Here is an 11637-nt window from a genome sequence, read left to right as displayed (position 1 = left end):
ACCGTGGAGTCATGCATCGGAACATGACCGCGGAGCACCGCGCGAACAACGAACGTCCCGCCCCGTCCTGGCTGCGCCTGGCGCCGGCCGGCCTGAAGGCATGGTGGTCAGGACGCCACGACGGCGCACCCCCGTCGAGTGATACCGATACCGGCGCCCGGCCGTCGTCCTCCACGGGACGCCGGACCGGGCAGGCCGGTCACGAGCTGCTGGATGCCTCGGCCCCCGCCGCCCTGTGGCGGATGCGGGCCACGGTGCGTGACGAGCCGGGTTCCCTGGCCGCGCTCTGCACCCGGCTGGCCGGACTCGGGGTGGACATCGTGAGCCTCCAGACCCACCCGCTGGCCGACGGCGTGGTGGACGAGTTCCTCCTGCGGGCCCCCGCCGGTCTCACCGGCTCCGAGCTCTCCACGCAGGTCGAGCAGGCCGGCGGCTGGGACGTCTGGACGGAACGCGGGGACGCCCACGACCTGGTGGACGCGCCCACCCGCGCGGTCGCCCTGGCCACCCGCACCGCCCTCGACCCCGCCGAACTCCCCCTCGCACTGCGCCAGTTGCTGGGCCGCTGCACGATCCGTCAGGTCCCGGTCGCGCAGGTCCGCCCGCACGGCGCGAGCGGTGACGGCACGACGGGGACGACCGGAATCGACGAGGAGTGCGCCACGGTGATACGGCTGCGCGCCCCGGACGGCGGCGCCATCACCGTCGAGCGTGCCCATCTGCCCTTCACCCCGGCCGAGTTCGCCCGGGCCCGCGCCCTGGTGGAGCTGGACGACCGCCTCGGCCCTCGGATCCCGCAGTCGGAGGACCTGCTGGCGCTGCCCGGCGCGGGCCGCATCACCATCCGCCGCGCCGGCCCGCGTGACCTGGAGGCGACCAAGGCGCTGCACGAGCGCTGCTCCCAGGAGACCCTGCGGCAGCGCTACCACGGTCCGGTGGCGGACGCGGACCGCTACCTGCGCCACCTGCTCAGCCCGAACTTCGGCCGCACGCTGGTCGTCGAGACCGGCCGCGGCCATGTCGTCGGGCTCGGGCACCTCATGTGGGACGGCGACGAGACCGAGGTCGCGCTGCTGGTCGAGGACTCCTGGCAGCGGCGCGGTCTCGGCGGCGAGCTGCTGTACCGGCTGGTGCGGATGGCCGCCGAGGCGGGCAGCGAGGCCGTCTACGCGGTGACCCAGGCCTCCAACACGGGCATGCTGGCGGCGATGCGCGGCCTGGACCTGCCGCTGGAGTACCAGGTCGAGGAGGGCACCCTGGTGATCACGGCCCGGGTGGAGCCGGCGCGGCCCGACCTGTCCCAGCACGCCACCACCTCGGACTGAGTACCACGGCGGACCCGCGGGGCGCACAAACAGAGCTGACGTGGGCCCTCCTCCTGCGAAAGGATGGGCCCATGTCAGACATCACCAACCCGCTGCCCCGCCAGGTCGCCGACGCCTACGTCGACGACCTGATCGCCCTCGACCCGATCACCGGCACCTACCTCGGCGTCGACGCGTGCTCGAACAGGCTCCCCGACCTCTCGCCGGCCGGCCAGGAGGCCATGGCCGAGCTCCAGCGGGCCACCCTGGCGCGGCTGGAGGAGGCCGAACGACGGCCCGGCGCCGACTCCGGCATCGAGCGGCGCTGCGCCCGGCTGCTGCGGGAGCGGCTGACCGCCGAACTGGCCGTCCACGAGGCCCAGGAAGGCCTGCGGGTGGTCAGCAACATCCACAGCCCGGCCCACGCGGTCCGTGAGGTCTTCACCGTCACCCCCGCCGACACGGAGGCGGACTGGGCGGCGATCGCCGAGCGGCTGCGCGCGGTGCCCGCCGCGCTGGCCGGGTACCGGGAGTCGCTGGCGCTGGGCCTGGAGCGGAAGCTGTACGCCGGGCCGCGGCCCACCGCCACGTTCGTCGAGCAGCTCGCCGAGTGGGCGGACCCGAACGGCACCGGCCGGGGCTGGTTCGAGGACTTCGCCGCCGACGGCCCCGAGAAGCTCCGCGGGGAGCTGGACGAGGCGGCCCGCGGCGCCACCGCCGCCCTGGCGGAGCTGCGCGACTGGATGCGGGACGTGTACGCCCCGGCCGTCGCCGGCGCCCCGGACACCGTGGGCCGGGAGCGCTACGCCCGCTGGGCCCGGTACTTCAACGGCACGGATCTGGACCTGGACGAGGCGTACGCCTACGGCTGGTCCGAGTACCACCGGATCCTGGGCGAGATGAGGGCCGCGTCCGAGCTGATCCTGCCCGGCGCGGCGACCCCCTGGGTCGCGCTGGCCCACCTGGACGAGCACGGCCGGCACATCGGCGTCGAGGAGGTCCAGGCCTGGCTCCAGGACCTCATGGACCGCGCCGTGGCGGACCTGGACGGGACGCACTTCGACCTCGCCGAGCCGGTGAAGCGGGTGGAGTCGCGCATCGCCCCGCCCGGTGGCGCCGCCGCCCCCTACTACACCAACCCGTCCGAGGACTTCTCCCGGCCGGGCCGCACCTGGCTGCCCACCATGGGGCAGACCCGCTTCCCGGTCTACGACCTGGTCTCCACCTGGTACCACGAGGGGGTGCCGGGCCATCACCTGCAGCTCGCGCAGTGGACCTACGTCGCCAAGGACCTCTCCCGGTACCAGGCCTCGACGGGCGGGGTCAGCGCCAACATGGAGGGCTGGGCGCTGTACGCGGAGCGGCTGATGGACGAGCTGGGCTTCCTGGGGGACCCGGAGGAGCGGCTCGGCTACCTGGACGCCCAGATGATGCGTGCGGCACGGGTCATCGTGGACATCGGCATGCACCTGGAGCTGGAGATCCCGGCGGACTCCCCCTTCCACCCGGGCGAGCGCTGGACGCCCGCTCTGGCCGAGGAGTTCTTCGGCGCGCACAGCAGCCGTCCGGCGGACTTCGTCGAGAGCGAGCTGATCCGCTACCTGTCGATGCCCGGCCAGGCCATCGGCTACAAGCTGGGCGAACGCGCCTGGCTGCTGGGCCGTGAGAAGGCCCGTGAGCGGCACGGCGACGCCTTCGACCTCAAGGCCTGGCACATGGCGGCGCTGTCGCAGGGCTCGCTGGGGCTGGACGACCTGGTGGACGAGCTCTCCCAGCTCTGACGGCGCTCCCGACGCCACCCCGACGCCGCTCCTGACGGTGCCGGACCTCCTGTCAGCAGCCGCAGTCGGCGTCCGCGACCACGGGGGCGGTGAGCGGGTCGGGGTCCCGGCGCTCGCCGCCCTCGGCGGTCTCGTAGGCGAAGCCCTCGCGGGCCCAGTACTCGAAGCCGCCCAGCATCTCCTTGACCCGGTAGCCGAGCAGGGAGAGGGCCAGCGCGGCGCGGGTGGCGCCGTTGCAGCCGGGGCCCCAGCAGTAGGTGACCACCGGGACGGCCGGGTCGAGCAGCCGCGCCGCCAGCTGCGGGATCTGCGCGGTGGGCAGGTGCAGCGCGCCGGGGACGTGTCCCTGGTCCCAGGACTCGGTGGAGCGGGTGTCGATCACCACGAAGCCCGGGTCGCCGCCCGGAACGGCCTCGGCGAGGGCGGCGGCCACGTCGGAGACGTCGGCGTGGAAGGCGAGGCTCGCCGAGAAGTAGGCGGCAGCCTCGGCGGGTGCCGCCGGCGGCACCCGCAGGACGGGGTTGGCCTTCGTGGCGGAGGCCGCGGTCGTGGTGGGGGCGGCGCCTGTGGTGATCGCGGTCATGAGGGGTCCCTTCGGTTCCTGGCGGGCGTCGTCGACTCCCGACACCGAAGAATCTAGGCCCGGCGTGCGTCCGCGAGAACACTTCTTCCACGGCAGGCGGCTTGATCGGCCGGGAAATCCCCGGCATGCTCCGCGCATGACCACGCATTCCCCGGCGTACCTGCCGGACTCCACGGACCTGCGCATTCTCGAGGTCCTTCAGCGCGACGGCCGGGCCAGTTTCACGGAGCTTGCGCGGGCCGTCTCGATGTCGGCCAGCGCCGTCACCGAGCGGGTGCGGCGGCTGGAGGAGGCCGGGGTGATCCAGGGCTACTCCGCCGTCCTCGACCCGGAACGGCTGGGTCTGCCGATCCTCGCCTTCGTCCGGCTGCGCTACCCGACGGGGAACTACAAGCCGTTCCACGACCTGGTGGCCGTCACCCCGGAGATTGTGGAGGCGCATCACGTCACCGGGGCGGACTGCTTCGTCCTCAAGGTGACCGCGCGCTCGATGCGGCACCTGGAGGAGGTCACGGGGCGGATCGGCGGGCTCGGCTCGGTGACGACCAGCGTGGTGTACTCCTCGCCGCTCCCCCGCCGGGCGATCGCCGGCTGACGGCCGGCCTCCACGAGGTCGGCCGCTGTCCCGGCCCCGGCTGCTGTCCCGGTGCGCCGGTCTCGGTCCAGCCCGGTCCCGGTTCCGGGCTCAGCCCCGGTCCCTGTCTCAGTCCCGGCCGGGCACCCCGCGCTGCCGCAGCCGCGAGCCCTGCCGTCCCTTCACCACCTCGAGCTGGGCGTGCACCCGGCGCTTGAGGTCGGCGACGTGGCTGACGATGCCCACGCTGCGGTCGCGCTCGCGCAGGGAGTCGAGGACGTCGAGGACCTCGTCGAGTGTCTGGTCGTCGAGGCTGCCGAAGCCCTCGTCGATGAAGAGGGTGTCGAGCCGGACGCCGCCCGCCTCGTCGGTGACCACGTCGGCCAGGCCCAGCGCGAGGGCGAGGGAGGCGAAGAAGGTCTCGCCCCCGGAGAGGGTGGCGGTGTCCCGCTCCCGGCCGGTCCAGGCGTCGACCACGTGCAGGCCGAGGCCGCTGCGGCCCCGGCCGGAGCGGCCGTCGGAGTGGACGAGCGTGTAGCGGCCGCCGGACATCCTGAGCAGCCTGGTGGTGGCCGCCGCGGCGACCTGTTCCAGGCGGGCGGCCAGCACGTAGGACTCCAGGCGCATCTTGCGCTCGTTGTCGGCGGAGGTGCCGGCGGCCAGGCCGGCCATCCGGGCCACCTTGTCGTGCTCGGCGCGCAGCGGGGCGAGCGCGCGGGCGGCGTGGGCGGCCTCGGCGGAGAGCCTGTCCAGGTCGTCGCAGCGCCGCTCGGCGGCGTCGTAGGCGGAGGCGGCCTCGCGGGCGCGGCGGGTGACGGCGGCGAGCTCGGTCTCGACGGCGGCCGGGTCGGCGGGCGGGAGCCGGTCCGCGGCGGCGGTCTCCTCCTCGGAGAGGACGGCGCGGACCGCCGCGTACTCGTTGCGCCAGGCGTCGATCCGGCGCTGCAGGGCGCGGTGTTCCGCCGCGTCGAGCAGGGCGTCGGCGGCGGCCTGCGGAGTCTCGAATCGGGCCCGGTAGGCGGCGTCGGCGAGCCGGGCGTCGGCGTCCTTGAGCCGGTGGGCGGCGTCCTCGGCGGCGCGGGCCGCCTCGGCGGCCTCGTCGAGCAGGGTGGCCGCGCGCTCCAGCTGGGCGGCGCGGGCGGCGACGGTCGAGGCGGCGCCGCGCGCCTCGGCGAGCTCCTGCTCCAACGTGGCGCGTTCCTGGTCGAGGCGTTCGCGGTGGCCGACACGGGCGGCGGCGCGGACGGCGGCCTCCTGCCGGTCGGCGGTGCGGCGGGCGTGCTCCTGCTCGGCGCGGCGCAGTTCCTCGCGGGCCGGGTGGAGGTCGCCCGCGGCGAGGTGTTCGCGACGGTACCGCTCGGTGAGCTCGGCCAGCTCGCGGGCGAGGTCCTCGGTGCCGTCCTCACCGGCCTCGGCGACGGCGGCGGCCAGCGACTCCCGCAGTCCCGCGTGGAGCCGCTCGGCGCGCTCGGCCTCCTCCTGGAGACGCCGGTGATCGGCGCGGGCGGCCTCCTCGGCGGCCCGGTCGACGTGGCCGGCGGACCTGCCGGCCGGGGCGGGGTGCTCCGGGGAGCCGCAGACGGCGCAGGGTTCGCCGTCGCGCAGGGCGGCGGCGAGTTCGGCGGCGATGCCGTCCAGCCGCTGTTCGCGCAGGGTGTTCCAGTGCTCGTGGGCGGCCGCCGCGCTGTCCCGGGCGGCGGCCGCCCGCGCGTGGGCGGTCCCCGTCTCGGCGGTGAGCCGGTCCCGCTCGCGGGCGGCGTCCAGCCGTCGGCGGGCGGGTTCCTGCCGTGCGGCGAGCTGTTCGGCCCGGGTGGCGGCCTCCTGGGCGGCCTCGGTCCGGGCCTGGAGGGCGGCGCGGGTCTCCTCCCAGCCGGCCAGCCACTCCTCGGCCTCCTGGAGGGCCTCCTCGTCGTCCCGCTCCTGCCGGTCCAGCCGGTCGCGTTCGGCGGTCAGGTCGTGCAGGCGGTGCTCGGCGCGGCGGGCGGACTCCAGGCCGCCCAGTTCCTCGGCGGCGCGGCGGGCGGCGGCGGCCAGTCCGGCGGCCCCGTCCCCGGCGCGCTCGGCGGGGAGCAGGGCGCGGGCCCGCTGTTCGGCGGCGGTCGCCCGGCGGTGCTCGGCTTCCGCGGCGCGGCGCAGGTCGAGGGCGGGCGCCACGGCCTCCGCCTTGCGGGACCGCTCCATCACCCGCTCCGCCTCCCGGCAGACCGCGGAGCCCTCCTCCAGGTGGTCGGCGCGCGCCCGCGCGTCGGCGAACCGGGCCTGCAGCCGGGCGAGTTCGCGTACCTCGGCGGCCCTCCGCCCGGTCTCCGCGCGGTGCGCCTCGGCGGCGTCGAGCGCGGCGCGGGCGACGTCGAGCTGTTCGCGGGCGGTGGACCGGGCGACGGCGGCCTCGGCCAGCACGGTCGCGGCGAGACCGGGGTCCCCGGGGGCGAGGGCGGGCAGGTCCATGGCGTCGCCGGCTGCCTGCTGCATGCGGTGGGCGCGGGCGAGGAGGTCCGCGTCCGCCTCCTTCACCCGGGTCTCGGTGGCGCGGCGGCGTTCGGCGAGGCGCTTCTCGACCTCACCGAACCGCTCCGTGGCGAAGAGCTTGCCGAGCAGCTTGCCCCGGGCCTCGGCGTCGGCGCGCAGGAACCGGGCGAAGTCGCCCTGCGGCAGCAGGACCACCTGGCAGAACTGGTCCCGGCTCATGCCGAGAAGCTGGGTGAGCTCCTCCCCTATCTCCTGGTGGGAGCGGCTGCCGGTGCTCTTCCAGGCGCCGGCCGCGGCGTCGTGCTCGCGCAGCAGGCTCTGCGCCTTCTCCGGGGTGGTGCCCTTTCCGCGTTTCTTCGGGCGGAGCCAGGCGGGCTGCCGGGTGATCTCCAGGCGGCGGCCGGCGACGGTCAGCTCCAGCACGACCTTGGTGGGGACCTCCGGGTCCGCGTGGTCGCTGCGCAGGGCGGAGCCCTGGGCACCGCTGTGGCCGCTCTCGCGGGCACCGGGCACCTTGCCGTAGAGCGCGTAGCAGACGGCGTCCAGCACGGAGGTCTTGCCGGCGCCGGTCGGGCCGTGCAGCAGGAAGAGGCCGGCCGCCGCGAGTTCGTCGAAGTCGACGGTCTGCGTCGAGCCGAACGGGCCGAAGGCGGTCATCTCGAGCCGGTGGAGCCTCATCGGGCGACCTCCTTGACGGCGGCGTCGGCGCGCACGGCGTCGAAGGCGTCGCGGAGCACGGCGCGCTCGTCGTCGTCGGGGCCCGCGCCCCGGACATGGGCCACGAAGTCCTCGGCGACCTGCTGGTCGGTGCGACCGGCGAGGCGGCGGGCGTAGGAGACGCCGGCCTCCTCGGGGGCGCGTTCGGGCTCGAAGGCCAGGCTGAGGGCGTGCGGGAAGCGCTCGCACAGGCGGGCCATGGGTTCGGCCGGGCGCACCGGGTCGGTGAGGGTGGCCTCGACCCAGGCGTCCTCGTGCCGGGTCAGCCCGGGGTCCTCCAGCAGCTGCTCCAGCGGGCCGCGTATCCGGGCGAGGGCCCGGGGCACCGGGCAGTCGATCCGCTCGGCGCTCACGCCGCCGTGGGCGTCGAGGTCCACCAGCCACATGGTCTTGCGGTGGTCGGCCTCGGAGAAGGAGTACGGGAGCGGCGAGCCGGAGTAGCGGATCCGTTCGGTGAGGGTCTGGCAGCCGTGCAGGTGACCGAGGGCGACGTAGTCGACGCCGTCGAAGACGGAGGCGGAGACCGAGGCGACGCCGCCGACGGTGATGTCGCGCTCGCTGTCACTGCCCTTGCCGCCGGTGACGAAGGCGTGCGCCAGGACGACCGAGCGGGTCCCGGCGGGCCGGCCGGCGAGGTCGGCGCGGACCCGGTCCATGGCGGCCCCCAGCACCGCCTCGTGTCCTGCCCTGTCGACTCCGAACTCCTCCTTCACCAAGGCCGGTTCGAGGTACGGCAGCCCGTAGAAGGCGACCTCGCCGAAGGCGTCCGGGAGGAGCACCGGGATGCCGGCCGAGGCGGCGTCGGTGCGCAGGTGGATGCCGGCCCGGTCGATCAGCCCGGCGCCGACGCCGAGGCGGCGGGCGGAGTCGTGGTTGCCGGAGATCATCACGGTCGGCACGCCGAGGTCCGCGAGCCGGTGCAGCGCGTCGTCGAACAGCTCCACGGCGGCCAGCGGCGGCACCGCACGGTCGTAGACGTCCCCCGAGACGACCACCGCGTCGGCCTGGTGCTCGCGCACGGCGGCGAGCAGGTGGTCGACGAACGCCGACTGGGCGCCGAGCATGTTCACCCGGTGGAACGACCGGCCGAGATGCCAGTCCGACGTGTGCAGCAGCCTCATGCCCACCGACCTTAACGGGGGCCACGGACAACACGGGACTTGGTGGCGTTTTGCCCTGATTGAACCAATTCGCGGTCGCGTGCCGGTTCTTGACCGGTGTGCGTGACGGGACCGGCTGCCGCCCGGGAGATTTTCGAAGCTCCCGGGCGGCTCACCGACGGGCCGTCAGGGCTGGACCGGCATGCTCCAGCAGTTCGAGACCGCCGCCTTCCCCTCGAGCCGGTCCTTCAGCCAGTCCACGGCGTCGCCCTGGTCGGTGAGCAACGGCACCATGTGGTTGGTGAGGATCTTGTCGCCGAGGTTGGGCAGGACGATCGCCTTGTAGGTGACGTTGCCGCCCTTGCGGCACCAGTCGACCGCCATCTGCCGGGACTGCCGGTGCGGCACGATGTCGTCCTGGACGCCGGTGGCCACCCGCACCGGCCCGGAGGGCTTGCGGTCGCCGATGCGCTGCTCGTCGAGCACCTCCCGGATGCGGGGCTCGCGCTCCACGATCTGCGAGAGGGAGCTGCCGTCCTTGGTCCAGGAGGAACTGCGACGGAACCCGTAGCCGAGGAGCGAGTCGCCGATGCACATGCCGGACAGGTCCTCGAGCGCGGCGCGCCCCTTGTCGTTGAGGTGGGCGTCGGCGATCGGACGCAGGTCGGGGTAGGCCTGGAGGAAGCCGTTGAGCGACCAGCCGAGGGCGCCGGTCAGGGCGCTCCCGTCGATGCCCTTGACGGTCTCGGTCAGGTCGGCCGGCGGGGCTCCGGCGTAGGTGCCGGACGGTCGCACGTCCGGGGCGTAGGAGGCGGCGAGCTCGGCCGCGGCCGCGGTGGCGCCGCCGCCCTGGCTGTAGCCGTAGAGGCCGATCCGCGACTCGGACGTCAGCGAGGTGCCGGGCAGCGAGCGGGCCGCCCGGACCGCGTCCAGCACCGCGTGCGCGCCGTCGGCACGGTTGACGTAGGTGTGCAGCCGGTCCGTCGCGCCGAGTCCGACGTAGTCGGTGACGACGACGGCGACGCCGGAGGCGAGCAGCCGGTAGATCGACAGGTCCTCGTAGCCGACGGAGAGGGAATCGCCCTCCAGCAGGATCGGGTACTGGAGTCCCTTGGAGGCGGCGCACTCGTCGCCCTGCCCCATGGTGCCGGGCGCCACGGCCACCAGCGGCCGCGCGCCGCCGCCGCGCCACTGGGCGGTGGGCTCGACGTAGGCGCCGGTCACCGCGACGGGCTGCCCGGCGGAGTCCGTGGACCGGTACATCAGCCGGGTGGCCTTGCCGGGGAACGGGCCGCCGAGGGTCGGCAGGCTGATGGCCAGCGGCAGCGGCTCGGTGCGCACCAGCGCGCCGTTCTGCGCGGGCAGGGTCGCGGGCGGGGTGTAGAAGTCGGACCCCGCCTGCGCGGCGGGCGCCTCCGACGGCGCGGCGGGCGCCGCCTGGGCGACCGCGGTCTGCGCCCCCACGCAGGCCAGGGCCACCAGCGAGGCGGCGAGCAGCCGCCGTGCGGGGGCGCGCCGCGGGGCCTCGGGGGCGGCCTGGGGCCGGTCTGCGGTGCGGAATCTTTCCACGCGGCTCACTCCTGCTCGTCGACGGAGGGCGCACAGGTCGCCCGGGTTACCGGCGGTTACTTACCGGAGAGTAAGGCGTGGCTCATGTGGTGACAAGACATGTGCGCGAGCGCTGTGGGCGCGGACCCCACGGAGGTGAACGGCGGGGTTGGTGCCGACCGGGCGGGGCGGCGGGTGGGCGCCCCCGCAGGGCGGAGGCGGCGCGCGTCCCCGGCAAGCCGCCCCCGTGGACCGCGGGAACGGCTTGCCGCGGGTCGGGGAGCGGGGCGAGAGGCGCCGCCCGCGCACGGCGGCGTGGGCGGTGGTGGCGGTGGTCCCGCCCGACGCGGCGGGGTCGCGGAAGGCATGACCTGCCGTGGTCGGGGCACCGCCTGCCGGGGACGGATCGCGGGTCCGCCGGGGTCGGACGATGGCCCCGCCTGACCCGGACGGGTCGCGGGAGGCACCATCCACTGTGGGCGCCGGCGGCCCGAAGGCGCGGCAGGCCCGGGCACGGGACAGGCCGCAGCGCCCAGGCGCGCGTGTCGCGGGAGGCATGGTCTGCCGGGGCGGGCGGTGACCCTTGCCTGACGTGGACGGATCGCTGGAGGCGCAGTGTGCGGCGGACGCCGCCGGGCGCAACGCACCACGGGCCCGGGCGCGGGGTGGGTGTCGCACAACGCCTGGGCGCTGGCGGGGGCTGTCCGTGACCGTCCAAGAGCGCGAGGCGGAGCGGGGCGAGCGGGGCGGCCCGCGTTCCGCCGGTCGGGGGAAAGGCGCCGGACCTGCGAGCACCACGTGGTGCGGTCGGGGAGCACCGTCGACACGCGGACGGGACGGCGGTGGCCGCCCCGCGCGGTCAGGCGTCGCCGTACGCCTCTCCGCCGAGTTCGAGGCGGGCGGTACCGGCGGTGGCGTCGGCCAGCCACGCCTCGAAGGCGGGCACCTCGGCGTCGGGCAGACCGATCTCGATCTCCACCCGCTCCCCGTAGCGCACGTCGCGCACCTCGCGCCCGGTGGACCGCAGGTCGTTCTCGACCTTCCCGGCCCGCTGGTGGTCCACGGTCACCGTGGCCACCCGGAAGCGCCGCCGGGTGAGCGTCCCCAGGGCGTCGAGGGCCTCGCCGACCGCGCCGCCGTAGGCGCGGATGAGGCCGCCCGCGCCCAGCTTGACGCCGCCGTAGTACCGGGTCACCACGGCCACGACGTAGCGCATCTCGCGGCGCATCAGCATCTGCAGCATCGGCACGCCGGCGGTGCCGCCCGGTTCGCCGTCGTCGGACGCCTTCTGCACGGAGGCGTCGGCGCCGATCACGTAGGCGAAGCAGTTGTGCGTGGCGTCCGCGTGCTCCTTGCGGACGGCGGCGACGAACGCCTGCGCGTCCTCCTCGGTGGCCGCCGGGGCGAGGCTGCACAGGAAGCGGGAGCGGTTGATCTCGGTCTCGTGCACGCCCGCGCGGGCCACTGTGCGGTACTCGTCCGGCATCCGCCCAGCCTATGCGGTGCGCCGCGGGGCCCCCCCCCCCCCGGGCGGGGGGCCCCGGGGGGGGGGCGCGGAAAC

At 75.5% G+C, this 11637-nt stretch carries 8 protein-coding genes; 3 read left to right on the top strand and 5 right to left on the bottom strand.

Annotated features, from left to right (window positions below):
* Positions 1–11 precede the first annotated feature (11 nt).
* Both ACFRAV_RS26795 and ACFRAV_RS26790 read left to right on the top strand, forming a co-directional pair.
* Entirely contained in the window at positions 12–1325 is a 1314-nt protein-coding gene (locus ACFRAV_RS26795; RefSeq protein WP_382558939.1) for a GNAT family N-acetyltransferase, read from the top strand.
* Positions 1326–1396: 71 nt separating this feature from the next.
* Positions 1397–3085, top strand: coding sequence for a DUF885 domain-containing protein (locus ACFRAV_RS26790; RefSeq protein ID WP_382558937.1), 1689 nt, complete (start codon positions 1397–1399; stop codon positions 3083–3085).
* Positions 3086–3137: 52 nt separating this feature from the next.
* Here ACFRAV_RS26790 and ACFRAV_RS26785 read toward each other — a convergent pair whose 3' ends face one another.
* Positions 3138–3668: a rhodanese-like domain-containing protein gene (locus ACFRAV_RS26785; protein ID WP_382558935.1), complete on the bottom strand. Its 531-nt coding sequence runs from the start codon at positions 3666–3668 to the stop codon at positions 3138–3140.
* Positions 3669–3804: 136 nt separating this feature from the next.
* Between ACFRAV_RS26785 and ACFRAV_RS26780 the strand changes: the two genes are divergently transcribed.
* Positions 3805–4263 carry an Lrp/AsnC family transcriptional regulator gene (locus tag ACFRAV_RS26780; protein WP_382558933.1) on the top strand — a complete coding sequence of 153 codons (459 nt, stop codon included), beginning with the start codon at positions 3805–3807 and terminating at the stop codon, positions 4261–4263.
* Between the two features lie 108 nt (positions 4264–4371).
* On the opposite strand, the gene ACFRAV_RS26775 is transcribed toward ACFRAV_RS26780, so the two are convergent.
* The 4 genes from ACFRAV_RS26775 to ACFRAV_RS26760 all read right to left on the bottom strand — a co-directional run bounded on the left by ACFRAV_RS26775 (position 4372) and on the right by ACFRAV_RS26760 (position 11562).
* The gene (locus ACFRAV_RS26775) at positions 4372–7389 is read right to left on the bottom strand and encodes an AAA family ATPase (RefSeq protein ID WP_382558931.1); all 3018 of its coding nucleotides are present in this window, start codon (positions 7387–7389) and stop codon (positions 4372–4374) included.
* On the bottom strand, positions 7386–8549 hold the full coding sequence (locus ACFRAV_RS26770) for an exonuclease SbcCD subunit D (protein ID WP_382558929.1): 1164 nt from the start codon (positions 8547–8549) through the stop codon (positions 7386–7388). The genes ACFRAV_RS26775 and ACFRAV_RS26770 overlap by 4 nt, the downstream gene beginning before the upstream one ends.
* Before the next feature lie 165 nt (positions 8550–8714).
* Positions 8715–10097, bottom strand: coding sequence for a lipase family protein (locus ACFRAV_RS26765; protein ID WP_382558927.1), 1383 nt, complete (start codon positions 10095–10097; stop codon positions 8715–8717).
* Between the two features lie 838 nt (positions 10098–10935).
* The gene (locus ACFRAV_RS26760; RefSeq protein WP_351114004.1) at positions 10936–11562 is read right to left on the bottom strand and encodes a YigZ family protein; all 627 of its coding nucleotides are present in this window, start codon (positions 11560–11562) and stop codon (positions 10936–10938) included.
* Positions 11563–11637: the final 75 nt, after the last annotated feature.

This window comes from Streptomyces sp. NPDC056600 (genome assembly GCF_042792855.1).
Classification (GTDB): domain Bacteria; phylum Actinomycetota; class Actinomycetes; order Streptomycetales; family Streptomycetaceae; genus Streptomyces.
The sequence above is the reverse complement of the archived record's forward strand: the minus strand, read 5'-3'. Positions and strand labels throughout refer to the sequence as shown.